The organism is Variovorax sp. Root411 (genome assembly GCF_001425205.1).
In the GTDB taxonomy this organism is placed as follows: domain Bacteria; phylum Pseudomonadota; class Gammaproteobacteria; order Burkholderiales; family Burkholderiaceae_C; genus Variovorax.
The window spans coordinates 480,001-504,818 of record NZ_LMDW01000012.1 but is presented as its reverse complement, the minus strand read 5'-3'; the positions used below and the strand labels follow the sequence as shown (position 1 = coordinate 504,818).

The following is a 24,818-nucleotide window of genomic DNA, read 5'->3' as shown; positions in this document are numbered from 1 at the left end:
TGGCATGTGGTCATGCGCGAGGGATTACCATCGGCCGCGCGCACCGCGCCTTCTCGCCACCATGACCGCCGATCCAGCCGCCCTCCCCGTTTCGACCGCCCAGGAAATGCCCGCCCCCGACGGCCCGCTGTCGCGCGCACGGCCAGGGCGCGAACGCATCATGGCGGCGATCCGCGCCGCGGCGGTCACCGAGTTCAGCCTGCACGGGCTGAAAGGCACCTCGACCCAGGCCATCGCGGCGCGCGCCGGTCTCACCAAGCCCCAGTTGCACTACTACATCGCCGGCAAGGAAGAACTCTACGAAGAGCTGCTGATGCAGGTGCTGCATGCGTGGAAGGTGGTGTTCTCCTTCGAGGACGCGAGCGACCCGGCCACGGTACTCGGCGGCTACATCCGCAAGAAGCTCGACCACGCCTTCGACAGCCCCGAGATGTCGCGCATCTTCACGCGCGAGATCCTCGACGGCGGCCGCAACCTCGACCGCTACTGGCCCAACGCGCGGGCCTGGACGCAGAAGAAGATCGACGTGATCAACGGCTGGATCGCGCGCGGGCAGATGCGCCCGCTCGACGCGCGCATCCTGCTGATGCACATCTGGGCCATGACCCAGAGCTATGCCGACTACGCGATCCAGACGCGCGTGATGCTCGGCCTGCCGCCCGACGCACCGATCGATCGCGAGCCGATCGCGCGGGAACTCGTGGCTTTCGTGTTGAACGGTTGCGGCATCGAGGGCTGAAAGCGCCGCGCACAGGTCAAGGTTGGCTGGGCGCTCGATGCCGATCACCGAATCGGCGCTTTCGCTTTGCTTGCTGCCTAGTAAGTCACCATCACCCGCATCGCGTTGCTGCCGTCGCCGGTCGCAGACGTTGCGGCGTCCGGCTGAGCACCACTGGCGGCCGCAGCCATTGCACCGATCGCGCCTCGCCAGGCGGGGCCGAGGCTGTCGCGGCCATCGGCATCGTTGCCGGCCACCGTGAACCTCGTTTCTCCGATCTTGTCGAACCGGTACTCGCGACCCTTGATGAGCACCGATGTCATGTTGGTCCAGACGCGGTACTCGTACCCGCCCTTCGCGGGCGTGACCTCGAGCACCTTGAAGGTCGGAAGAACGACCATCGTCAGGCTGAAGCGGCCGCTAGCCCCGTTCATGCCGCGCATCGGCTCCGCGGAACCGACCCCCGGTTGCAACGAAAGCGCGAGCAGCAGCATGCCCACGGCGGCCAGTGATGGAGCCGTTCGCGGCGACCGCAACGCAGTCGCCCCTGCAGGACGCATGTTTCCGGACATGAGAACTCCTCTCGTCGCAGCCTGGGTGGAAGGCATCGCATCGATGCCCAGCCTGGTCTATCGGCAGAGTCGCGGGAAAATGAGGGTAACCCGGGCGCTATTCTTCGCGCATTGCCCGCAATTTGCCAGCAGGCTTTTCCGTGCCGGCAGCCGCCGGCGCAGCTGAGTTCAGCTCAGTAGGTCACGTTGACCGTCACGACGTCACGGTAGCTGTCCGGCCGTACGTTGGCGCTGGTGCCGAGAACGCGGCCGTACACGGTCAGCAGTTGGGCCGCCCCGGTGCCGGTGCCCGCGACGGTGTTGGTGCCCGTGACGCCGCCCCAGGGGCTCGAGCGCGCGGCATCGCGGTAGAGGCGGTAGGCCACCGCGTCCGTGTTGCCGGGCACGCCCCCCGTCGGCGACATCACCCCGGCGCCGGTCGTCGCGCCGTTGGATGGCAACAGCGCGACCGTGTAGGCGGTGGGTGTCGTGCAGGTGACGCTGATCGTGCTGGTCTGATCGGAATTGGCGGCCCCCGGCAGGCCTGCGACGGTGCCGAAGTTCAGCGGATCGGCCGTGACCAGGCAGCTCTTGGCGATGGTTGCGCTGACCACGAAGGCGAAGGTGCCCGCCCCCCCCGTTCCGCAGCTCGTCGGCGCGGAGCTCGTGTTCGACGTGAGCGTGATCGAGGTGTGAACCGTGCCGAAGTTGTCCTGGTACGCGCCTGGAGGCGCCGTGCCCTGGAGGCCGAGTATTTGCCCGGCCATGGTGGCGCTTCCCGACTTGGTTCCCGAAACGCTACCACTCCGGCGAGGAATGCTTATGTCGACCGCGAAGGGGCTTGTCACCGTCGGGTTGCCAGTCGAACCCCAGATCGTGCCGCCCGTCGTCCCCTGATAGAGCTGGAACTTCAAGGAATCTCCGGCGCTGTCTTTCATGACACGCGGATTGAAGTTGGTGAGGCCTTGGTCGCCGTCGCCAATGTTGAAGCAGACCCTGGCGAACGTGGCGCTGCTGCCGGTGTTGGTGCAGGTGTAGCTTAGCGTGGCGGTGGTGGACGGCGCGCTCCCGTCGACCAGATCGACCGTGCCGAAAGCCATGTTCGTCATCGTCGCCGTGCAACTGACCTGCGCCTGCGCGCTGCCCGCCGACAGCCACCACAGCAGCGCGCAGAACAAGGGCAGGCGCAGAGCCTGCAAAGTGCGGGTCAGAAAATGGCTCATGGCGTCTTGGCCTCCCTGGCGCAGCGCAGCGGCCCGATCTGCGGAATTCCGGCGCCGTCCTTGCGATAATCGAAACTGGCCCTGCAGTGGCCGCCGGGTGTCTGCACATCGAGCGTGTTGCGCGCCTCGAGCGACTCGAGGTACACCGCGCCGTCGAAGCCCACCAGCGCTGGCTCGCCGTCCTGTGCGTTGGCGCGCACGCGGCTGCCCAGCGGCAGGGGCTTGCCCGCCTCGTCCACCAGCAGGAGCGCGGCCGCACTCACCGGCGTGATGCCGAATCGCACCAGCGTGCCAGCGCGGTCGCTCGGAGTGGCAACGGTTTTCACGCGTTCGATCCTCACGTCGGCGGGCAATTGCATCGGATCGATGGACAGCTGGTTTTTCTGGTAGGCGCGCAGCGGCGCCACCAGCAGCATGCCCTGGCCGTCCGTGGTGCCGATGTCCCGGTTCTCCAGCCTCACCGGCACGCCGGCGATGCCGTCGGTGGAGACCACCGCGAAGGCATCGTCGATGCGCCGGGCCGCGAAGGGCTGGCCGCCCATGAATGCGATCGAACCGGTGGCACCGGCATAGGCGTAGCGGCTGTCGCCGAGCACGCTGATGCCCGCCATGGCTCGGCCGTAGCGGCCCAGGTAGTCGACCTGGGCCTGCCCGCCGTTCTGGCCGCCGCCCTGGCGCAGGCCGGCACGCCAGCCGATGCCGCCGTCGCCCTGCATCGAGCTTTGCGCGTCGGCGGTGTAGATGGTGCTGTCGCGGTCGCGCTGCATCCCGGTGCTGGCCGTGACCTTGCCGTCCAGCGCCCAGGTGAAGCCGACGAAGAGGCTGCGCTCTCGCCGGTCGTCGAGATTCTGGTTGAGGCTCACATTCACCGAGGCGCTGCGTCCCAGCGCAGTGAACCAGTAGACGCTGGCCAGGCGCGTCGGCTGCTGCGTGGGATAGCGCAGGTAAAGGTAGCTGAGGCCGAAACTGCCGAAGCCGTTGGTGGTGTAGCCGACGGATGCGCGGCCCGAGCCACGTGCCGGCGCACTGCCGTACAGCGATGCGACATCGCGGTATTCGCCGCGCGTGCGGGTGCCTTCGACCGCAAAGTTGAAATGGTTGTCGCGCCAGCTGTAGCCCAGGTTCAGCAGCGAGCCCGTCTGGCCTTGGTAGCTGCTGTGCGCCACGGCGCCTGCCAGCACGCCGCTTTGGCCGAGCAGCCATGCGCCGCCGACACCGCCCTTGACCAGTCCCTTGGTGGCCTCGCCGTGCGTCTCCAGCGTGAAGCTGTTGCTCACACCGTAGCGCCAGGTGCCGGTGGCGGCGGGATCGCTGCCATAGTCGGACGAGCGCAGGCCGTAGTTCTTGCGCACCATGCCCAGGTCGACGGACCAGTCGGACAGGCCCTTCTCCAGCAGCCGTTGCGTGTCGTACAGCGAGAAATCGAGCGTCGTCGCGCGGCCGAAGGCGTCGGTCAGAACCACCTGGGCATTGCCGGCGCCGTTGATGCTCGGAACCGTGTTGAGCTGGAACGGCCCCGCCGGTACCTGGCCCGTGTACTGGCGCAGGCCATTGATATAGAGCTCCACCTGCGAAGGCAGCGCGGCCGCCCCCAGGAAAGCCGGCAGCGGCGTGGTGGTGCGATAGGGCTGCAGCGCAAAATTGCGCGACAGCTGGATGCCGCCGATCCGGGTGGAGCGCGACCATGGCAGCGAAGCCGTGGTGGTGTCGCCCACGCGGAGAGTCAGCATGTCATCGGGGAATGATTGGCTCCAGGTGGTGTCGAGCCGGACGGAATCATGCTGCCAGGCCTCGCCCTCGAGGCGGGTCGCACGCGTCATTTGCGTGCTGCTGAACACCGAGCTTCCGCTGAATGCGCGCAGTTCGGTCAGGGCGTTGAAGCTGGACGTGTTGTTGCGGCCCTGCGTGCCATAGAGGTCGTAGTTGAGCAGCAAACCGGGCGAAGCGCTGGCCTTCGGCGCGATGACCGCCGACGTGTCGACCACCGTCGTCGGCAGACGCAGCACATCGGCGGAGGCATTGATCGCGACGCTCTGGTTTGCGGTGTCGTACTTCACCTGGACCCCGGGAAGGCTCTTGAGCCTCACCGGATCGGACACGCCCGCCGGCAGCACGAAGCCCAGCTGCCGCAGCGTGGCGGCGCTGGCCCAGAGATCCCGGCCGCGCAGGCCAAAATGCACCAGCCCCTGGGGATTCCCGTTGAGGCTCAGTTCCAGATAGAGGTCGTTGCCGCTCGGGCCGGTGAGGTTCGCTTCTGCGGATGCAACCACCAGCGAGCTCCAGCCGGTTGCGGCGTTCTCCGCCTGAGCTGCGAATGGCATCAGGCCGGAAAGAAGCAGCAGTGGCAGCAGGCGCTCAGCGGACGCGTTGAAGCGGCGGAATTTTTTCCTGCGTCGCGTTGCCATTGATCTTCGTTTCCAGAACGCCGCCGGGGGCAAAAGCCTCTGCGGACGTCTTCAGGGGCCAACGCATGCTCGCGCCTGGCAAGACATAGCCCATCAGGCCGGCATGCACCGCGGTGCGGCGGCCGGCGGAGTCGACAAAATCCAGATCGGCAAGCTGGGCGTGCATGCCGCCGCTGTTGGCGACTTCGAGCACCGCCTGGCCGCCCTCGCCACGCAGCGACCATTTGAGCTGGGGCGCGGTCGACTGTGCGCCCGCGGCTGCGATGAAGATGGGCACCGAATAGCGCAGCACGAGCTGCAGGCCCTTCTTTTCCTTCACCTCGACTGGCAGCTCGTCGATGATGACCCGATACGAGTTTTCGACCGCACCGGCAGGCGCTGCGGCGCGGATGACACGGATCAGCTGTCGCTCGGACGGGGCCAACTGCACCACCGGCGGGCTCACGAGGAGTTCGCGCGAGGGCGTCAGCTTTTCGGCACCGTTTTCCTGCGACCACTGATAGACCCGCACCTGGGCGTGCACCACGTCGTCGCCGGTGTTGCTGAGCCAAAGACCATCGGCGTTCTGCGTGGCCAGCAGCGTCAGCGTGACCGGAGAAACCTGCAGTCCGCTCGCCGAAGCGACCGCATGCACGAAGGCAAGCGCGAGGACAACGGTGCAACGCAGCAGGTGTCGCATGGGCAATCGATCAGTAGTTGACCTGGACGGTCACGGTGTCGGCGTAGGCGCCGGGCGTTACGTTGGCACTCGCGACCGTGGCAAACACCGGGATCGTTTGAGCCGCGCCGGTGCCGGTGCCGGCTACGCCGTTGCCAACCGCGATGTCCGTGGCGGTGCTGCCCCAGACGGAACCCGTCGCGCTCACAGAGCGGAGCTGATAGGCAACGGTGTCCGGGCCGGCCACGAGGGGGCTCATCACACCGGCGCCGGCGGTGTTGTTGTTCGAGGGCAGCAGGCCGATGTTGTAGGGCGTGGACTTGGAGCAGGTCACGCTGATGTTGTTGGTAGCGGACAGGGCTGTGGCGGTGGAATCCACCGTGCCGAAGTTGATGTTCGAAGTCGAACCCGCGGTGACCGAACAGGCCTTGGCCACGGTGATGAGGACCTGGAACGTGGCAGTGGCCGGGCTCGTGGCTGCCAGAACTGCGCTGGTGGCCGTGAGGGCAAGAATGGCTGCAAGGAGGTAAGAAGGTTTTTTCATGAGGAGTACCTACAGATCAATGAAGAAGGTTAACTGAGGTCCAAAGTTCACATTTTTGGAAATGTGGATTTTAGTTAACAACTGATAAAAACAGTGCGCCGATGTTACGTAAAGACTCGCGGCCTCCTGCAAATCCGTTGCGTTTTTGCGGATTTATGTGACTTCTGTTACGAAACACAACTGAAGCGCCATAGGTTTTGAGGCCATCGCGCAACTCGAATCCCTATAGAACCAAACCGGTGCACCTGCCCTGGCACGTCGCTTGCGTAACTTGACCGATTGCTCTGATTAAACGGTCAAACACAACATGCACGTGCACGTCGCCAACGGTCACCCCGTCGAAACCAGCTTCCATGCTGCGCCGCACCAAGAGGTGCTGAATCTGCGCGCCGCCGCGCACGAGGTGGCATGAACGCTCCCGCCCTGCTCGACAACGTGCGCCTGCCGCGCTGGCTGCTGCCGGTGAACTGGCCACAAGGCGACGGCGTGCCCGTGCTGGCGCGCATCGCGATCGAGGCCGGGCGCGTGCAGTCGGTGCGCCCTGCGATGGGGATCGACGCCCCGGCAACGGACTGGGATCTCGCCGGCACGCTGGCGCTGCCCGGCTTCGTTGACGCCCACACGCACCTCGACAAGGCCTTCACCCTGCCGCGCATGAAGCAGGTGCGGCCCGGCCTGCTCGGCGCCATCGACGCGATGCTGAGCGACCGCGTGCACTGGACGCCCGCCGATGTGCGCGAGCGCGCCGCGCGCGGCCTGCAGTGGGCTTGGGAATGCGGCACCACGCATGTGCGTACGCACGTCGACTGGTGGGAGCCCGATACGGTGCCGATGGCCTGGCCGGTGATGGCCGAGTTGGCGCAGGAATGGGCCGGCAAGCTGCGGCTGGAACAGGTGAGCCTCATCAAGCTGCCGCTGTTCGAAGACGCGGCGCAGGCGATGCGGCTCGCGAAGCAGGTCAAGGCCACCGGGCCGCATGCGCTGCTCGGCGGCTTCGTGCACTCCACCAACTGGAGCGAGAACGCGCTGCGCAACCTGCTGGTGTCGGCGCAGGCCTGCGAGCTCGACATCGACCTGCACGTGGACGAGGAACTCAACGCGTCGGCCGTGGGCCTGCAGACCACGGCCCGCATCCTGCGCGAGATCGGCTACGAAGGCCGCGTGGTCTGCGGCCACATCTGCGCGCTCGCGGCACAGCCCGAGGCGCAGGCCTTCACCACACTCGATGCGGTAGCACGCGCACCGATCACGGTCGTTTCGCTGCCCGCGACCAACCTTCTGCTGCAGGACGCCGTCACCGGCCGCACGCCGCGCCAGCGCGGCATCACGCTGGTGAAGGAAGCGCGCGAGCGCGGCATTCCGCTGCTGTTCGCCAGCGACAACGTGCAGGACCCCTTCTGCCGGCTCGGCAGCTTCGACCCCGTAGAGGCGCTGGGCACGGCCGCACTCGTGGCGCAGCTCGACGAGCCCTTCGACACCTGGTCGCAGGCGCTGTGCCGCAGCGACTGGCTGCAGCGCGCGCCCACACCAGCCACGCCCACGCTGGTCGGCCGCCCCGCCGACCTAGTGCTGTTCACGCAGGCCGATCGCCATGGCTGGCCATCGCGCACCGCCACCCGCGTGGTACTGCGCGATGGCCGCGTGACGCGCGGCGACGCGACGCCCTTCCTTCCCCGGTAACGCACACAAGGACTCCCATGCTCCACGGCTACATCCCGCCCCACCGCTTCCTGCCCTACCTGAGCTGGACCGAAATCGCCGCGCTGCCCGACCGCGAGAACACCGTCATCGTGCTGCCCTGCGGCGCCATCGAGCAGCACGGGCCGCACCTGCCTTGCTCGGTCGACAGCGTGATCTGCTCGGGCGTGATGGGCAAGGCGCTCGAAAAGCTCCCCGCCGAGGTGCGCGCCTTCGCGCTGCCGACCATCACCTACGGCAAGTCGGAGGAGCACCTGCATTTCCCCGGCACGATGACGCTGACCGGCACCACGCTGCTTTCTACCGTGATCGAGATCGGCGAGTCGGTCTATCGCTCGGGCTTTCGCAAGCTGTTGTTCGCCAATGGCCACGGCGGCCAGCCGCAGGTGCTGGAAATGGCGGCACGCGAGCTGCGCCTGCGCCATGGCGACTTCGTGGTGGTGCCGCACGGCGTGTCACGCCTGCCGAGCGCGGCAAGCAAGCAGGTGAGCGAGCAGGAGAAAAAACTCGCGATGCACGCGGGCCATTCCGAGACCGCGCTGATGCTCGCGCTCGCGCCCGAGACGGTGCACATGGAGCACGCGGTCGCCAACTTTCCGCCGCCCTTCCCGATCAAGCTGCTGTCGGCCGACGGCCGCCCGGCCTGCGCATGGACCTCGCGCGACTTCGGCCCGAGCGGCGTGATCGGCGACCCCACCACCGCCACGCGCGAACAGGGCGAAGAAATCCTCGACACGCTCTCCGACAGCTGGGCACAGGCGCTGACCGAACTGCATGCGCTGCGCTGGGTGGTGCGCGAAGAAGCCACCTGGGAACGTGGGCACCAGCAGGGCTTCATCCAGCAGAGCTTCGACCCCGCCTGAGCCTGTTTCTTGCAACTGCCCCTTCGCTTTTCTCGCTTCTTCAACTCCCCAGCCTTCGAGAGGTTCCCACCATGCGCTCCTTCGCACTGTCCCTGGCCGGCGCCGCCGCCATCGCCTTCCTCGCCACCGCGCCCGCGCAGGCCGAGGACAAGTTCACCTACATGACCAACTGGTACGCGCAGGCCGAGCACGGCGGCTTCTACCAGGCGCAGGCGCTCGGCATCTACAAGAAGTACGGCCTCGACGTGACCATCAAGATGGGCGGCCCGCAGGTCAACATCACGCAGATGATGGCCGCCGGCCAGGCCGACTGCATCATGGGTTCGAGCGACATCCAGATGATGCAGGTGCGCGAAGGCGGCGTGCCGGTAGTCAACGTAGCGGCCTTCTTCCAGAAGGACCCGCAGGTGCTGATCGCACACGACGACGTCAAGAAGTTCGAGGACCTGAAGGGCAAGACGCTGCTGATCGGCGCGCAGGCCAACCGTGGCTACTGGCCGTGGCTGAAGGCGAAGTTCGGCTTCACCGATGAACAAACGCGCCCATACACCTTCAACATCCAGCCCTTCGTGGCGGACAAGAACGCCGCGCAGCAGGGCTACCTGACCTCCGAGCCCTACGCCATCCAGAAGGCTGGCGTGAAGAGCACGGTGCTGATGTTCAGCGACCACGGCTTCCCGGCCTACGCGAACACGGTGTCGTGCATGGAGAAGACGCTGAAGGAGCGCAACAAGCAGGTTGCCGCGTTCGTGAAGGCCTCGGCCGAAGGCTGGAAGAGCTACCTGGCCGACCCGGCGCCCGCCAACGCACTGATCAAGAAGGACAACCCCAACATGACCGACGACCAGTTGGCGTACAGCGTGGCCAAGCTCAAGGAAATGGGCATGGTCGCCGGTGGCGACGCAGGCAAGCTGGGCATCGGCGTGATCACCGATGCGCGCTCCAAGGCGAGCTACGACTTCCTCGTGACGGCGAAGCTGCTCGATCCCGCAAAGGTCGAACTGGCCAGGACCTACAGCACCGAGTTCGTGAAAGACGCGAAGGTCTTGCCCTGACCCCTTCCGAGGCCCGCCGCATGAACCGCATCGAACCCCACACGCTGGCACCGCCGCCGGAACTCGCGCCCACAATGCCCGCCGTCGAAATACTTTCAGCCGAAAAGACCTACCCCAACGGCACGCAGGCGCTGCTGCCGGTGGACCTGTCCATCGCCGAAGGCGAATTCGTCACGCTGCTCGGCCCCTCGGGCTGCGGCAAGAGCACGCTGTTGAAGATGGTGGCAGGCATGCTCGAACCCAGCGACGGCCGGCTGCTGGTGTGGCGCAAGCCGGTGGCGCAGATCCACAGCTGCCCGCACAAGCTGTCGTTCGTGTTCCAGTCGCCCACGCTGATGCCGTGGGCCAGCGTGCAGACCAACGTGCGCCTGCCGCTGGACCTGGCCGGCGTGCCGCGCAAGGAAGCCGACGCGCGGGTGACGGAATCGCTCGCGCTGGTGGGGCTCGAAAAGTTTGCCGATGCGCTGCCGCGCGCGCTCTCGGGCGGCATGCAGATGCGCGTGTCGATCGCGCGCGGCCTCGTCACGCAGCCCGACCTGCTGCTGATGGACGAGCCCTTCGGCGCGCTCGACGAGATCACTCGCCACAAGCTCGATGCCGACCTGCTGGAGCTGTGGCGCAAAAAGAAACTCACGGTGATCTTCGTGACGCACTCGATCCACGAGGCGGTGTTCCTGTCGAGCCGCGTGGTGATGATGGCCGCGCGGCCGGGTCGGGTGGTGGAAGAGTTCCGCATCGACGAGCCCTATCCGCGCAGCGCCGATTTCATGGTGACGCCCGAATTCGCACGCTACGCGAAGCAGTTGCAGGACAGCCTGCTGCGCGCCAGCAGTGCCGACGAGGAGTCCGCGCGATGAAGAAGAAAGCCCAACCTCTGCTGAGCCAGCCGCGCGTGCAGCGCGTGCTCTACCCGGTGCTGATCGGCGTGGTGCTGGTCGCGCTGTGGCAATGGATGGTGGTGGCGATGGAGCTGCCGCCCTACCTCGTGCCCTCGCCCTACCTGATGATGCAGACGCTGGTGACCGACTGGGCGCCGCTGGGCAGTGCACTGCTGGTCACGCTGAAGATCACGGTGCTGTCGTTCCTGCTGGCGACGGTGGCGGGCGTGCTGATCTCGTTCCTGTTCGTGCAGAGCAAGCGCATCGAGACCGCGCTCTTTCCGTACGCGGTGCTGCTGCAGGTGACGCCTATCGTGGCGGTCGCGCCGCTGATCATCATCTGGGTGAAGAACCCGGTGGCGGCGATGACGGTGTGCGCGGCACTGGTGGCCCTGTTCCCGATCATCAGCAACACCACGCTCGGCCTGCGCAGCATCGACCCCGACCTGCAGAGCTATTTCAAGCTGAACCGCGCCACGCGCTGGCAGCAGCTGGTGCGGCTGCGCATTCCGAGCGCGCTGCCGTACTTCTTCGGCGGGCTGCGCATCTCCAGCGGCCTCGCGCTGATCGGCGCCGTGGTGGCCGAGTTCGTGGCCGGCACGGGCGGCTCGGGCGCGGGGCTGGCCTACCAGATCCTGCAGGCGGGCTTCCAGCTGAACATCCCGCGCATGTTCGCGGCCCTTCTGCTTATTTCCCTCACCGGTGTCGCGCTCTTCGTGCTGATGGCCTGGCTCACCAAGGTGGCGCTGGGCTCCTGGCACGCGAGCGAACTTTCCCAGGATTGAACCTTGACCATGAATGCCCCTGCTTCCGCCATCGAGCAACTGCTGCTCGAACTGCCCGACCTCGACTGGATCACCGACGAAAGCCGTGTCACGCGGCTGTCCTCCGACTTCTCGTGGTTCAGCCCGGTGCTCGTGCGCCAACTGAAGGACAAGCGCGCCGACGTGGTCGTGCGCCCGCGCACCGAAGAAGAGATCCGCGCGGTGGTCGGCGCCTGCGCGCGCCGCTGCGTGCCCATCACCATCCGCGGCAGCGGCACCGGCAACTACGGGCAGACCACGCCGCTGGCCGGCGGGGTGGTGCTCGACATGACGGGCTACAACACCTGCCTGTGGGTGCGCCCCGGCGTGGCGCGCGCGCAGGCCGGCATCCGCCTGGGCGAGCTGGAGAAGCAGACAAAACCCACGGGGCAGGAGATGCGCTGCGTGCCATCGACCTACCGCAGCGCCACACTGGGCGGCCTCTTCGGCGGCGGCTTCGGCGGCGTGGGCTCCATCAACTATGGGCCGCTGGGCGCGCCGGGCAACGTGATCGGCATCCGCGCGATGACCATCGAGGCCGAGCCGCAAGTCGTGGAGCTGCGCGGCGCCGAGGCGATGCGCATGCACCACCTGTGGGGCACCAACGGCCTGGTGCTGGAGCTGGAGATCGCGCTGGCACCGGCGCATCCGTGGCTGGAAACGCTGGTGACCTTCGACGACTTCGAAAGCGCGCTGAACTTCGCCGACAAGCTGGCGCATGCGCCGGGCATCGTGAAGCGCGGCGTGACCTTCTTCGCGGCGCCCATCTCCGATCATCTCGCGCAGCTGGCCGCGCACCTGCCCAAGGGCTGCCACACGGTGCTGTCGCTGGTGGCCGAATCGTGCGAGCCCGCGATGCTCCAGCTGACGGAGGCGCACGGCGGCACGGTGAGCTACCGCAAGACGGCCGCTGAGGTGCAGAAGAGCAACCGCACGCTGATGGAATTCACCTGGAACCACACGACGCTGCACGCACTGAAGATCGACCCGAACCTGACCTACCTGCAGAGCGGCTTCATCCCCGGCAGGCATGTCGAGCAGGTCATCGAGATGGAGAAGCTGCTGGGCGGTGAGCAGGGCGAGGTGATGATGCACGTTGAGTTCCTGCGCAACGTGGCCGGCCTCATGACCTGCAGCGGCCTGCAGCTGGTGCGCTTCAGCACCGAGGAGCGGCTGCAGGAGATCATGCGCATCCACCGCGAGCACAGCGTGCACATCAACAACCCGCACGTGAACATCGTGGAAGACGGCAAGGCCGGCGGGCCGTTGCCGCCCGAGGTCATCGCAGTGAAGAAGCGCTTCGATCCGATGGGCTTGCTGAACCCCGGCAAGCTGCGCGACTGGCCCGTGAAGGCGACCCAGGCCGCCTGACGCTCAGCCCCGGCGGCGGCGCAACACGAAGGCTGCGGCCACGATGGCGATGGCCAGCAGCCACAGCGGCCAGAGGCCGAAGGGCGCCACCCAGCGGGCATAGGGCGTAAGCCCGCGCCGGCCCTCGACGCTGGCTTCGAGCACGCCGCGCGTGAGGCGCGGCAGCTCGTGCGCCACGCGGCCTTCGGCATCGATCACGGCCGTCGCGCCCGTGTTGGTGGCGCGCACCATGGGCCGCGCGAATTCGAGCGCACGCATGCGCGAGATCGACAGGTGCTCGTCGATGGCGACCGTGTCGCCGAACCATGCGATGTTGCTCACGTTGAGCAGGATCGTGGGGGCCGTGGCCTCGTCGCGGAAGTTCGCGCCGATCTCGTCGCCGAACAAGTCCTCATAGCAGATGTTCGGCGCGATGCGCTGGCCCTGCCAGACGAACGGTGCCTGCGCGAGCCCGCCGCGTGCGAAGTCGCCGAGCGGGATGTTCATCATTTGAATGAACCAGCGGAAGCCCGGGGGAATGAACTCGCCGAAGGGCACCAGGTGGTGCTTGCTGTAGACGTAGGGCCGCGCGGTGCCGGGCTGGAAGCCGAGCACCGCGTTGCTGTACGTGCCCTGTCCACCCATCGGCAGGCCGACGATGGCGGCCTGCGTGCCCTGGCTGTAGCGCGCCTCGATCGCTTCGAGGTAGCCGGCCGGCAGTTGCTGCGGCAGGAGCGGCAAGGCGGTTTCGGGCGTCACGACGAGCGAGGCCTTGGCGTCGCGCAATTGCTCGCCGTACCAGCGCAATGCGGTTTCGATGCCGCCGCCGGGAATGAATTTCTCGTCCTGCGGGATGTTGCCTTGCAGGAGTGCCAATTGAAGGTTGCCGGCCGAACCCTTGGCGCCTTGCACGTCACTGCGCAGCGGCGCAATCAGTTGCGGCGCTGCGAACACGAGCGCAATCAGCACCAGGCCTTGCACAAGCTCGGCGGCGCGCGGCGGTCGGTGCAGCGCGACCAGCGCAACGACCAGCGCCGCTGCGGCACCGATGCCGTAGACGCCGACCCACGGCGCCAGCGCGGCCAGCGGACCTTCGACATGCGCATAGCCGCCGGCGCCCCACGGGAAACCCGTGAACCAGCTGCCGCGCACGAGCTCGGCCAGCGTCCACAGCGCCGCGAAGACGAGCGCGCCCGTCACCCGCCCCTGCGGTCCGCGAACCACGAACCACGCAGCCGCAACCGCGTAGTACAGCCCCAGCGCCGCGGCCAGTGCCAGCACGGCGATGGCCGCGAGCGGCGCCGGCAGCCCGCCGTAGGTGTGCATCGAAATGAAGAGCCACCAGAAGCTGCCGGTGAGCCAGGCGGTCGAGAACAGCCAGCCATGCAGGCCGGCGCGACGCCAGCCCGCGCCCTGCGCGCGCAGCCCGTCGAGCAGCCACACGAACGCGCCGAGCGACAGCAGTTGCAGCCACCATAGCGGCTTGCCGCCCACGGGTGAAGCCATCGAAAGTGCCTGCGCGAGCCCGGCGGCACCGAAGCCGAGCAGGCGGAACAGGTTGGCGAAGGGAGAAGCCGGCGCGCCGCGCATCAGTCGGCCGCGTCGCCGCCGCGGGCCGGGGACACCTTGAACCAGCGCACCGCGCCGCCCTTGGTGTGCAGCACCACGAAGTCGAAACCGCCGATGGCATGGTGCTCGCCGCGCTTGGGCACGTGGCCCATCTCGTGCGCGATCAGGCCGCCGATGGTGTCGAAGTCTTCGCTGAGCTGTTCTTCGTCGAACACGATGCCGAAGGCCTCGGCCACGCGCTCGATCGGCGTGTCGCCCGAGACGCGGTAGGTGTGGTCGGCCAGGCCGAAGATGTCGCCTTCGTCCTCGGCGATGTCGAACTCGTCCTCGATCTCGCCGACGATCTGCTCGAGCACGTCCTCGATGGTGATGAGGCCGGCCACGCGGCCGAACTCGTCGATGACGATGGCCAGGTGATTGCGGTTGCCGCGGAACTCGCGCAGCAGGTCGTTCAGGCCCTTGCTCTCGGGCACGAAGGTGGCCGGGCGCAGCAGGGCGCGGATGTTGAGGCCCGGCGCGCGCTGCAGCTTGAGCAGGTCTTTCGCGAGCAGGATGCCGATGATGTTTTCCTTCTCGCCCTCGTACACCGGGAAACGCGAGTGCGCGGTGTCGATGATGAGGTGCAGCAGCGCGTCGAACGGCGCGTCGATGTTCACCAGGTCCATGCGCGGCGCCGCAACCATCACATCGCCCGCGGTCATGTCGGCCATGCGCAGCACGCCTTCGAGCATCACGCGCGATTCGGCGCCGATCACCTCGTTGTCCTCGGCATCTGCCAGGGTTTCGATCAGCTCGTCGCGCGAGTCGGGACCGGGGTGGATGAATTCGGCGAGCTTCTGGAGAAAGCCGCGCTTGTCTTCCCGTTCGACGGGAGCGCGTTCAGGGTGAGGGTCGGCCACTGCGGGAGGGCTTAGTTGAGGAAGGACAAGGATACCGGATTGCGTGTGACACGCCCCACCGGGCGGTCCCCAAAGGGCAAGAACGAAGGCGGCGAGCTCAGGGCGCCGACTTCTTCCGGGCGTCGCGCATGCCGCTGCGTACTTCCTGCACGCTCGCCAGGAAGGCCCAGAACTGCTTGGCGCGGCTCTTGAGCGCGAAGTCGACCGCGGCGTAGTGCTCCAGGGCGATCTCGCTCATGCGGCTGTCGAAGGTGGCGCTGGGCAGTTCGAGGTGGGCCTCGGCTTCCGAGCCGCTGCGCACCACCGTCGCGCCAGCGTTGCGGGCGATCTTCAGCATGGCGGCGTTTTCGCTGAGCGCATGAATGAAGAGCATGCCCACGCCTTCGTTGCGGGCCACGACCACGGCGCGCTCGAACAGGCGGGCACCGTAGCCCCGGCCGCGGGCATGCGCCGAGACCGACACGCCGAATTCGGCGCAGTCGCTGTGCTGGTCGCCGGGTGCGAAGGCCAGGTGCGCCATCGCGATCAGGTCGAGGCGGCGGTTGTAGATGCCGAAGAGTTCGTCGCGCTCGAAGTCGAGCCCGTCGACGTAGCTCTGGACCTGCTCGTCGCCCGCCGCATAGCCGAAACGCAAATAGCGGTCGTGCGGGGAGAGTTCGAGCAGGTGGCGGGCGATGCGCTCGCGTTCGCGCGGGCCGATCGAGCGGATCGGCACCATGACGGGTTGAGGCGCGCTGACTGCGCGTGGTTGCGCCTCAACCATCGGCGCTTTCAGGAAAGAGCCGAGGCCGAGAGACGCTTTGAGAAGGGTCTTGGCGGTAAGCATGGCTCTAATTTAAGGGTTTTCCCTTAAACAACAAGTCTACAGGGCCAATCCGGGCCACATTCGTGACCCTGTACCCAAAGCGCGTGGCGCGCACGCAACCGCGACGTGGCTAAACCGGCACAGCTGTAGTGGCCTTGACACGGTCGAGCACGAAGCTGGTCTTGCAGTCTTCCACGCTGGGGTGCTTGAGCAGCGTATCCATGATGAAGCGGCTGTAGTGGGCCATGTCGGCCACGACCACGCGCAGCAGGTAGTCCATGTCGCCCGTCAATGCCGCGCACTCCACCACCTCAGGCCAGGTCTGCACGCTGGCGCGGAACAGGTCCATCGGATTGCGCTTGTGGCTCTCGGTGTGCTTTTCGAGCCGCACGTTGAGATAGGCGGTCAGCCCCAGGCCGATGGCTTCGGGCTGGACCAGCGCGACGTAGCGGTCGATCACCTTGTGCTCTTCGAGCCGTTTGACCCGCCGCAGCACGGCGCTGGGCGACAGGCTGACCTGCTCCGCGATCTGGTCATAGGTGGCACGTCCGTCTGCTTGCAGCGTGCGCAAAATTAGCCTGTCGATCTTGTCCAGTGCTTCCATGTCGCCATTCTTGCAGTTTTACTGCGCAAGAGCCACACCGAGCGCCCGGAAACGCAGAAAACCTGAGAGGTATCCGCCCTACATTGCATGACCGGCCGATTACGCGCCCTTATTCACCCTTTTTCATCCAGCCCCACCTACCGGAGACCGCACATGAGCCATGCCGACGCCCCCCCCTTCACGCCTTGGGAGAACCCCATGGGCACGGACGGCTTCGAATTCATCGAATACGCGGCACCCGATCCGGCCGCCATGGGCAAGGTGTTCGAGCGCATGGGCTTCAAGGCAGTGGCGAAGCACCGCCACAAGAACGTGCTGCTGTACCGCCAGGGCACCATCAACTTCATTCTGAACGCGGAGCCCGATTCCTTCGCGCAGAAGTTCGCGCGCGAACATGGCCCGAGCGTCTGCGCCATCGCCTTCCGAGTGCAGGATGCCAAGCAAGCCTACGAACGCGCCACATCACTCGGCGCATGGGGCTTCGCCGACAAGGCCGGCCCCGGAGAACTGAACATCCCCGCCATCAAGGGCATCGGCGACAGCCTGATCTACCTGGTGGACCGCTGGCCCGGCAAGAATGGAGCGAAGCCCGGCGACATCGGCAACATCGGCTTCTACGATGTCGACTTCGAGGCATTGCCCGGCGTTGCGCCGGAGCAGGCGCTCTCGCCGTTCGGCAACGGCCTGACCTACATCGACCATCTGACGCACAACGTGTACCGCGGCCGGATGAACGTCTGGGCCGGCTTCTACGAAAAGCTCTTCAACTTCCGCGAGATCAAGTACTTCGACATCGAAGGCCAGGTGACGGGCGTGAAGAGCAAGGCCATGACCAGCCCCTGCGGCAAGATCCGCATCCCGATCAACGAAGAGGGCAAGGAACAGGCCGGCCAGATCCAGGAGTATCTGGACATGTACCGTGGCGAAGGCATTCAGCACATCGCCATGGGATCGGACGATCTGTACCAGACCGTCGACGCGCTGCGCGCCAACGGCGTCACGCTGCTCGACACAATCGACACGTATTACGAACTGGTGGACAAGCGCATTCCGGAGCACGGCGAGAGCGTTGCCGAACTGAAGAAGCGCAAGATCCTGATCGACGGCAAGAAGGACGCGCTGCTGCTGCAGATCTTCAGCGAGAACCAGCTGGGCCCGATCTTCTTCGAGTTCATCCAGCGCAAGGGCGACGACGGCTTCGGCAACGGCAACTTCAAGGCGCTGTTCGAGAGCATCGAGCTCGACCAGATGCGCCGCGGCGTGCTGAGCGCCGCAAAATAAGGGCTTCTTCTTTCTTATTGCCCAGGAGCCCGGTATGCGCAGTTGCACGTCTTCGATCGGTTTGACCTTCATCGCGGCGGCAGCCGCAATTCTTTCGGGCTGCGCCATGGCGCCGACTAGCGCGCCGGTGGCCGGCTCGCACCTCGATGCCGTGCAGAAGGCGGCGGTGCTGCGCATCTGCACGCCGGGCGACTACAAGCCCTTCAGCTTCCAGAAGGCGGACGGCGCCTTCGAGGGCATCGACGTCGACCTGATGACGGGCTTCAGCGCCAGCCTCGGCGCGAAGCCCGAGTGGGTCAAGACCACCTGGGCCAACCTGCTGCCCGACCTGAACGCCAGCAAGTGCGACATCGCCGTGGGCGGCGTGTCGGTCACCACCGACCGGCAGAAGCGGGCCTTCTTCAGCGCGCCCTACATGGTCAACGGCAAGACACCGATCGCGCGCTGCGCCGACGTGGCCAAGTACCAGAGCGTGGCCGCCATCGACAAACCGTCGGTGCGCGTCATCTTCAACCCGGGCGGCAGCAACGAGCGCTTCGCCCGGGCCAATTTCAAGCAAGCCAAGCTCACGCTGCACGGCGAAAACGTGACGATCTTCGACGAGATCCTCGCCAACCGCGCGGACGTGTTCGTGACCGAAGCGGCCGAGGCCATCACGCAGCAGAAGCTCAAGCCGGGCCTGTGCGCGGTCAACCCCGACAAACCGCTGCAGTACGGCGAAATGGCCTGGATGCTGCCGCGCGACGACGTTGCCTTCAAGTCGTACGTCGACCAGTGGCTGCACCTGCAGCAGGCCGGCGGCGACTTCCAGCGCACGATGGACCGCTGGCTCAAGTAACTCTCAAGAATCGTTTCTCATGGACACTCCTGCCGCCGCCGTTGTCACCCCCGCCGTCTACGGCGCTTCCGACCGCCCGCCCCGTGGCGACTACTCGCGCGGCGGCAAGGTCATGGCCGACTACACCTGCCCGCAGGACTGGGCCAGCTACACGCCGGCCGACCACGACACCTATCGCCGGCTCTACGAGCGCCAGGCCGCGCAGCTGCCGGGGCTGGCGTGCGACGCCTTCATCAAGTCGCTGCCGTCGCTCGGCGTGAAGGACCGCATTCCGCGCTTCGAGGAGCTCAACGAGCGGCTGCATCGCGCGACCGGCTGGGAGATCGTGGCGGTGCCGGGGCTGATTCCGGAGTTGCCGTTCTTCACGCTGCTCGCGAACCGCAAGTTCCCGGTGACCGACTGGATCCGCAAGCCCGAGGAGTTCGACTACATCGTCGAGCCCGACGTGTTCCACGACCTGTTCGGCCACGTGCCGATGCTGTTCGACCCGACCTTCGCCGACTACGTGCAGCGCTACGGCGCGGGCGGCATCAAGGCGCACGAACTGGGCGCCGGCGAAAAGCTCGCGCGGCTTTATTGGTACACGGTGGAGTTCGGGCTGATCCGCCAGCCGGACGGCCTGCGCGCCTACGGCGCCGGCATCCTGAGCTCGGTCGGCGAACTGAAGCACGCGGTGCTCAGCGACGAACCACGCCGGCTGCCATTGGACCTGCTGCGCACCATGCGCACGCGCTACAAGATCGATACCTACCAGGCCAACTACTTCGTGATCGACAGCTTCGAGCATCTGTTCGACCTTACGGCGCCCGACTTCACGGCGCTGTACGAGTCGCTGGAGGTTGCGACCGACATCGAGGCCGGGGTGCTGCTGCCGGGCGAATCGGGCAAGGCCTGAATTTCTGGGGCCGCGCCGCGCAGCTATCGCGCGCGCGACAGCGCTCGCCCGCTCCCTAGGACAAGCCCGCTGGCGGCGCAGGCGCACTGCCTCGCACAATCCGCGCCAAAGGAGCTTGCATGCAGACATCCGCGCGACACAACTATCCGGCCGGCGTACCGCACGAAATTCATCCCGAGCAGTACCGCTCCTTGCCTCACATGTTCGACGAGGCCTTTGGCCGCTATGCCCACAGGCCGTTCTCGGTCTGCATGGAACGCTGGATGTCCTATGGCGAGCTCGACACGCTGTCGAAGGCGCTGGGCGCCTGGCTGCAGTCGTGCGGGCTCGAACCCGGCGCGCGCGTGGCCATCATGTTGCCCAATATTCCGCAGTTCGCGGTCACGATGTGCGGCGTGCTGCGCGCGGGCTACACCTGTGTCAACGTCAACCCGCTGTACACCGCGCGGGAGCTGGAACACCAGCTGAAGGACTCCGGCGCAACGGCGATCGTCATCCTCGAGAACTTCGGGGCAACGCTTGAAAAGGTGATCGAGCGCACGCCCGTGAAGCACGTGGTCGTGACGGCGATGGGCGATCTGCTGGGCGGGCTGTATGGTGCGTGGATCACGATGGCAGTGCGCCATCTGGCGAAGATCGTGCCAGCATACAAGCTGCCGTTGAGCGATGGACGCACGGTCACGCCGTTCGCTCAGGCGATCTCGGAGGGCCGAGGCCGCACGCTCGGGCCCGACCGGAGCACGCTCGATTCGATCGCGTTCCTGCAGTACACAGGTGGGACGACCGGCCTGTCGAAGGGCGCGGTGCTGACCCATCGCAATATCGTTGCGGCCACCCTGCAGGCAGAGGCCTGGTTCACACCTGCGCTGTCGCGCGCAGGGGATCTGGCGAAAGTCAACAGCATCGCGGCGCTGCCGCTTTATCACATCTTCGCGCTGACGCTGTGCCTGCTGGCGATCCGCCAGGGTTCGCACATGACGCTGATCCCGAATCCGCGCGACTTCAACAAATTCATCGCCGTACTGAAGAAGCGCCCGTTCCACATGCTGCCGGCAGTGAACACGCTGTTCAATGCACTGCTGATGCACCCGGAATTCAAGTCGATCGATTTCTCCACGCTGGTCGTCTCGCAGGCGGGAGGTATGGCAGCGTCGGAAGGTACGGCACGCAAGTGGTTCGAGGCCACCGGCTGCCCGATGATCGAAGGCTGGGGCATGAGCGAGACCTGCGCCATCGGCACCAACAACCCGGTGTCGAATACCGAGTTCACCGGGACGATCGGCTTGCCTTTGCCCAGCATCGAGATCGCGATCAAGGACGATGACGGCAATTCGCTGCCCACAGGCCAGGCGGGCGAGCTTTGCATCAAGGGGCCGAACGTGATGGCGGGCTACTACAACCAGCCCGCCGAGACGGCGGCGGCGTTCACTGCCGACGGCTTCATGCGCACCGGCGACATCGCCGTGATGCAGGAAGACGGCTACAGCCGCATCGTCGACCGCAAGAAAGACATGATTCTGGTGAGCGGCTTCAACGTGTTCCCGAACGAACTCGAGAACGTGATTTCCCTGTGCCCGGGGGTCGTGGAATGCGCGGCGGTGGGCGTGCCGGACGAGAAGCAAGGCGAGTCCATCAAGGTTTTCGTCGTTCGCAGGGATCCGGCGTTGACCGAAGATGCTGTGCTTCAGTACTGCCATTCACAACTTACGGGCTATAAGCGACCGAAGCACATCGAGTTCAGAGAATCGCTGCCGAAGACCAATGTGGGGAAGATCCTTCGCCGCGAACTGCGCACCAGCGCGAGCGCCTGAATGAGCCATTCGTCGGCGAGCGCCGGGCTGCCAGTGAATGTCGTGGTGTTCGAGCGGGGTTGGCTGTCTTCGAACAACGTTCTGCTCGTCGGCAGCGAAGAAACCGCGGTGGTCGATACGGGGTATGCAACGCATGCCGACCAGACGCTGGCGCTGGTCGAGTCGGTGCTGGGGGAGCGGCCGCTCGATCTCATCCTGAATACGCATCTCCACAGCGACCATTGCGGTGGGAATGCCGCACTGCAGGAGCGCTATCCGTTGGCTCGTACGGAGATCCCGCCTGGCGAAGCCAGCTTGGTGGAACGCTGGGATCAAAGCGGCCTGAGTTTCCTGGCGACGGGGCAGACGTGCCGCAGGTTCCGTTTTACGGGGCTGCTGCAGCCCGGGACGGAATGCATGCTCGGGGATCGGCCGTGGCAAGTGCATGCGGCACCCGGCCACGATCCCCATTCGATCATTCTGTTCGACGCCGAGTCACGGACGCTGATTTCGGCGGATGCCCTGTGGGAGAACGGGTTTGGCATCGCGTTTCCCGAGTTGGCCGGTGAGCCGTCGTTCGAAGATGTGGGTGCTACGTTGGATCTGATCGAAACGCTTGCGCCGCGGCAAGTGATCCCGGGGCATGGCGCTGTATTCGACGATGTCGGCAAGGCCTTGTCTGTAGCGCGCCGCCGGCTCGACGGTCTGCAGCGCGATCCGGTGAAGCATGCGCGTCACGCCATCAAGGTGCTGATGAAATTCAAGCTGCTGGAGGTGCAGTCGATCTCTTTTGCGGATTGGCATGCGTGGCTGCGAGGCGCTGCATACATCGACGTGATCCGATCACGCTTTTTCAGCGCAATTGAATTGGATCAATTGACGGGGGACATCCTGGCGGAACTGGTTGCCGCTGGCGCGGCAGAGATGAGCACATCTGGCGTTCGCAATATCTAGCACGCTCTTTATTCGTCTTTGCGTTTGCATTTCCGAATTCCGCAAAGCAAAAAACCCCAGTCATTGCTGACTGGGGTTTTTTGGGCTGTAAGAGCCTGACGATGACCTACTTTCACACGGGAACCCGCACTATCATCGGCGCTGAGTCGTTTCACTGTCCTGTTCGGGATGGGAAGGAGTGGGACCAACTCGCTATGGTCATCAGGCATAAAGGGTTGTCTGATTGATCATGTGATCAAGCAAACGAATTCATAGAGTTTGGAATCAGCTTTTGGCGAATTATTTTGAATGCGTCAACTTGGCATAACACCTTGATCGGATTGATCAAAGTTATAGGGTCAAGCCGCACGAGCAATTAGTATCAGTTAGCTTAACGCATTACTGCGCTTCCACACCTGACCTATCAACGTCCTGGTCTTGAACGACTCTTCAGGGGGCTCAAGGCCCCGGCAGATCTCATCTTGAAACGAGTTTCCCGCTTAGATGCTTTCAGCGGTTATCTCTTCCACACTTAGCTACTCGGCAATGCCACTGGCGTGACAACCGATACACCAGAGGTGTGTCCACTCCGGTCCTCTCGTACTAGGAGCAGGCTTCCTCAAATCTGCAGCGCCCACGGAAGATAGGGACCAAACTGTCTCACGACGTTTTAAACCCAGCTCACGTACCTCTTTAAATGGCGAACAGCCATACCCTTGGGACCGGCTACAGCCCCAGGATGAGATGAGCCGACATCGAGGTGCCAAACACCGCCGTCGATATGAACTCTTGGGCGGTATCAGCCTGTTATCCCCAGAGTACCTTTTATCCGTTGAGCGATGGCCCTTCCATACAGAACCACCGGATCACTATGTCCTGCTTTCGCATCTGCTCGACTTGTCAGTCTCGCAGTTAAGCACGCTTATGCCATTGCACTATCGTCACGATGTCCGACCGTAACTAGCGTACCTTCGAACTCCTCCGTTACGCTTTGGGAGGAGACCGCCCCAGTCAAACTGCCTACCATGCACTGTCCCCGATCCAGATAATGGACCTAGGTTAGAACCTCAAACACACCAGGGTGGTATTTCAACGTTGGCTCCACAAGATCTAGCGACCCTGCTTCAAAGCCTCCCACCTATCCTACACAGATCTGTTCAAAGTCCAATACAAAGCTACAGTAAAGGTTCATGGGGTCTTTCCGTCTTTCCGCGGGGAGATTGCATCATCACAAACATTTCAACTTCGCTGAGTCTCAGGAGGAGACAGTGTGGCCATCGTTACGCCATTCGTGCAGGTCGGAACTTACCCGACAAGGAATTTCGCTACCTTAGGACCGTTATAGTTACGGCCGCCGTTTACTGGGACTTCAATCAAGAGCTTGCACCCCATCATTTAATCTTCCAGCACCGGGCAGGCGTCACACCCTATACGTCCACTTTCGTGTTTGCAGAGTGCTGTGTTTTTAATAAACAGTCGCAGCCACCGATTTTTTGCAACCCATTCATGCTTCGTTGTTCACTACACACTAATAGGGCACACCTTCTTCCGAAGTTACGGTGTCAATTTGCCGAGTTCCTTCTCCTGAGTTCTCTCAAGCGCCTTAGAATACTCATCTCGCGCACCAGTGTCGGTTTGCGGTACGGTCGTTGTTAGCTGAAGCTTAGTGGCTTTTCCTGGAACCTCGTTCAGTCACTTCACGGACAAGTCCGCTCGATCGTTGGCCTCGGTATATGTGCACCGGATTTGCCTAATGCACGCCTACATCCAACTAAACCAGAATAATCCAATAACTGGATGACCTATTAAGATCCGTCCCCACATCGCACTAACAATCGGTACAGGAATATTGACCTGTTTCCCATCAGCTACGCATCTCTGCCTCGCCTTAGGGGCCGACTCACTCTACGCCGATGAACGTTGCGTAGAAAACCTTGCGCTTACGGCGAGGGGGCTTTTCACCCCCTTTAACGCTACTCATGTCAGCATTCGCACTTCTGATACCTCCAGCACGCTTTACAACGCACCTTCACAGGCTTACAGAACGCTCTCCTACCACTTGCAATAAATTGCAAATCCGCAGCTTCGGTAACTGGCTTAGCCCCGTTACATCTTCCGCGCAGGACGACTCGATCAGTGAGCTATTACGCTTTCTTTAAATGATGGCTGCTTCTAAGCCAACATCCTGACTGTTTTAGCCTTCCCACTTCGTTTCCCACTTAGCCAATTTTAGGGACCTTAGCTGGCGGTCTGGGTTGTTTCCCTCTTGAGTCCGGACGTTAGCACCCGGTGCTCTGTCTCCCAAGCTGTACTCATCGGTATTCGGAGTTTGCCTTGGTTTGGTAAGTCGCCATGACCCCCTAGCCAAAACAGTGCTCTACCCCCGATGGTAATACTTGAGGCACTACCTAAATAGTTTTCGGAGAGAACCAGCTATTTCCAAGTTTGTTTAGCCTTT

The 24,818-nt window shown here is 64.5% G+C and carries 21 protein-coding genes and 2 rRNA genes (1 of these 23 running past the window's edge); 12 read left to right on the top strand and 11 right to left on the bottom strand.

What is annotated here, in order from left to right; translation table 11 throughout:
* Positions 1 to 61 precede the first annotated feature (61 nt).
* Positions 62 to 739, top strand: coding sequence for a TetR/AcrR family transcriptional regulator (locus ASC92_RS13235; protein WP_157609054.1), 678 nt, complete (start codon positions 62 to 64; stop codon positions 737 to 739).
* Positions 740 to 816: 77 nt separating this feature from the next.
* Here ASC92_RS13235 and ASC92_RS13230 read toward each other — a convergent pair whose 3' ends face one another.
* From ASC92_RS13230 to ASC92_RS13210, 5 genes are all read right to left on the bottom strand, one after another.
* Positions 817 to 1,212 (bottom strand): hypothetical protein, encoded by a 396-nt coding sequence (locus ASC92_RS13230; protein WP_235505809.1) that lies wholly within the window; start codon positions 1,210 to 1,212, stop codon positions 817 to 819.
* Between the two features lie 251 nt (positions 1,213 to 1,463).
* Positions 1,464 to 2,492 (bottom strand): spore coat protein U domain-containing protein, encoded by a 1,029-nt coding sequence (locus ASC92_RS13225; RefSeq protein ID WP_056515850.1) that lies wholly within the window; start codon positions 2,490 to 2,492, stop codon positions 1,464 to 1,466.
* Positions 2,489 to 4,897 carry a fimbria/pilus outer membrane usher protein gene (locus ASC92_RS13220; protein WP_235505808.1) on the bottom strand — a complete coding sequence of 803 codons (2,409 nt, stop codon included), beginning with the start codon at positions 4,895 to 4,897 and terminating at the stop codon, positions 2,489 to 2,491. Before ASC92_RS13220 ends, ASC92_RS13225 begins: the two co-directional genes overlap by 4 nt.
* Entirely contained in the window at positions 4,848 to 5,576 is a 729-nt protein-coding gene (locus ASC92_RS13215) for a molecular chaperone (protein WP_056515847.1), read from the bottom strand. Before ASC92_RS13215 ends, ASC92_RS13220 begins: the two co-directional genes overlap by 50 nt.
* Before the next feature lie 10 nt (positions 5,577 to 5,586).
* Entirely contained in the window at positions 5,587 to 6,099 is a 513-nt protein-coding gene (locus ASC92_RS13210) for a spore coat U domain-containing protein (RefSeq protein WP_056515843.1), read from the bottom strand.
* A 408-nt stretch (positions 6,100 to 6,507) separates the two neighbouring features.
* Between ASC92_RS13210 and ASC92_RS13205 the strand changes: the two genes are divergently transcribed.
* From ASC92_RS13205 to ASC92_RS13180, 6 genes are all read left to right on the top strand, one after another.
* The gene (locus tag ASC92_RS13205) at positions 6,508 to 7,779 is read left to right on the top strand and encodes an amidohydrolase family protein (RefSeq protein WP_056515839.1); all 1,272 of its coding nucleotides are present in this window, start codon (positions 6,508 to 6,510) and stop codon (positions 7,777 to 7,779) included.
* 17 nt (positions 7,780 to 7,796) lie between these two features.
* Positions 7,797 to 8,660, top strand: a complete 864-nt coding sequence (locus tag ASC92_RS13200; protein WP_056515835.1) for a creatininase family protein — start codon at positions 7,797 to 7,799, stop codon at positions 8,658 to 8,660.
* A 71-nt stretch (positions 8,661 to 8,731) separates the two neighbouring features.
* Positions 8,732 to 9,715 (top strand): ABC transporter substrate-binding protein, encoded by a 984-nt coding sequence (locus ASC92_RS13195; protein ID WP_056515834.1) that lies wholly within the window; start codon positions 8,732 to 8,734, stop codon positions 9,713 to 9,715.
* A gap of 20 nt (positions 9,716 to 9,735) precedes the next feature.
* Positions 9,736 to 10,572, top strand: a complete 837-nt coding sequence (locus ASC92_RS13190) for an ABC transporter ATP-binding protein (RefSeq protein ID WP_056515833.1) — start codon at positions 9,736 to 9,738, stop codon at positions 10,570 to 10,572.
* Positions 10,569 to 11,378 (top strand): ABC transporter permease, encoded by an 810-nt coding sequence (locus tag ASC92_RS13185; RefSeq protein WP_056515827.1) that lies wholly within the window; start codon positions 10,569 to 10,571, stop codon positions 11,376 to 11,378. Before ASC92_RS13190 ends, ASC92_RS13185 begins: the two co-directional genes overlap by 4 nt.
* A gap of 9 nt (positions 11,379 to 11,387) precedes the next feature.
* The gene (locus tag ASC92_RS13180; protein WP_056515825.1) at positions 11,388 to 12,767 is read left to right on the top strand and encodes an FAD-binding oxidoreductase; all 1,380 of its coding nucleotides are present in this window, start codon (positions 11,388 to 11,390) and stop codon (positions 12,765 to 12,767) included.
* Positions 12,768 to 12,770: 3 nt separating this feature from the next.
* On the opposite strand, the gene lnt is transcribed toward ASC92_RS13180, so the two are convergent.
* The 4 genes from lnt to ASC92_RS13160 all read right to left on the bottom strand — a co-directional run bounded on the left by lnt (position 12,771) and on the right by ASC92_RS13160 (position 16,623).
* The gene (lnt, locus tag ASC92_RS13175) at positions 12,771 to 14,336 is read right to left on the bottom strand and encodes an apolipoprotein N-acyltransferase (protein WP_056515822.1); all 1,566 of its coding nucleotides are present in this window, start codon (positions 14,334 to 14,336) and stop codon (positions 12,771 to 12,773) included.
* Entirely contained in the window at positions 14,336 to 15,214 is an 879-nt protein-coding gene (locus ASC92_RS13170; protein WP_007836122.1) for an HlyC/CorC family transporter, read from the bottom strand. Before ASC92_RS13170 ends, lnt begins: the two co-directional genes overlap by 1 nt.
* 97 nt (positions 15,215 to 15,311) lie before the next feature.
* Entirely contained in the window at positions 15,312 to 16,040 is a 729-nt protein-coding gene (locus tag ASC92_RS13165; protein WP_007836121.1) for a GNAT family N-acetyltransferase, read from the bottom strand.
* A 109-nt stretch (positions 16,041 to 16,149) separates the two neighbouring features.
* Positions 16,150 to 16,623, bottom strand: coding sequence for an Lrp/AsnC family transcriptional regulator (locus ASC92_RS13160; protein ID WP_007836115.1), 474 nt, complete (start codon positions 16,621 to 16,623; stop codon positions 16,150 to 16,152).
* Between the two features lie 153 nt (positions 16,624 to 16,776).
* Between ASC92_RS13160 and hppD the strand changes: the two genes are divergently transcribed.
* The 5 genes from hppD (at position 16,777) to ASC92_RS13135 (ending at position 22,381) form a co-directional block, all read left to right on the top strand.
* The gene (gene hppD / locus ASC92_RS13155; protein ID WP_056515821.1) at positions 16,777 to 17,904 is read left to right on the top strand and encodes a 4-hydroxyphenylpyruvate dioxygenase; all 1,128 of its coding nucleotides are present in this window, start codon (positions 16,777 to 16,779) and stop codon (positions 17,902 to 17,904) included.
* A 34-nt stretch (positions 17,905 to 17,938) separates the two neighbouring features.
* On the top strand, positions 17,939 to 18,742 hold the full coding sequence (locus ASC92_RS13150) for a transporter substrate-binding domain-containing protein (RefSeq protein ID WP_056515820.1): 804 nt from the start codon (positions 17,939 to 17,941) through the stop codon (positions 18,740 to 18,742).
* A gap of 19 nt (positions 18,743 to 18,761) precedes the next feature.
* Positions 18,762 to 19,637 carry a phenylalanine 4-monooxygenase gene (gene phhA / locus ASC92_RS13145; protein WP_056515817.1) on the top strand — a complete coding sequence of 292 codons (876 nt, stop codon included), beginning with the start codon at positions 18,762 to 18,764 and terminating at the stop codon, positions 19,635 to 19,637.
* 119 nt (positions 19,638 to 19,756) lie between these two features.
* A complete protein-coding gene (locus tag ASC92_RS13140) occupies positions 19,757 to 21,448 on the top strand; it encodes an AMP-binding protein (RefSeq protein ID WP_056515815.1) in 1,692 nt (563 codons plus the stop codon).
* Positions 21,449 to 22,381 (top strand): MBL fold metallo-hydrolase, encoded by a 933-nt coding sequence (locus ASC92_RS13135; RefSeq protein WP_056515812.1) that lies wholly within the window; start codon positions 21,449 to 21,451, stop codon positions 22,379 to 22,381.
* Between the two features lie 93 nt (positions 22,382 to 22,474).
* Here the strand turns inward: ASC92_RS13135 and rrf are convergent.
* A 5S ribosomal RNA gene (gene rrf, locus ASC92_RS13130) occupies positions 22,475 to 22,587 on the bottom strand.
* Positions 22,588 to 22,715: 128 nt separating this feature from the next.
* Positions 22,716 to 24,818 (bottom strand): 23S ribosomal RNA (locus tag ASC92_RS13125); it runs 773 nt beyond the window's last position.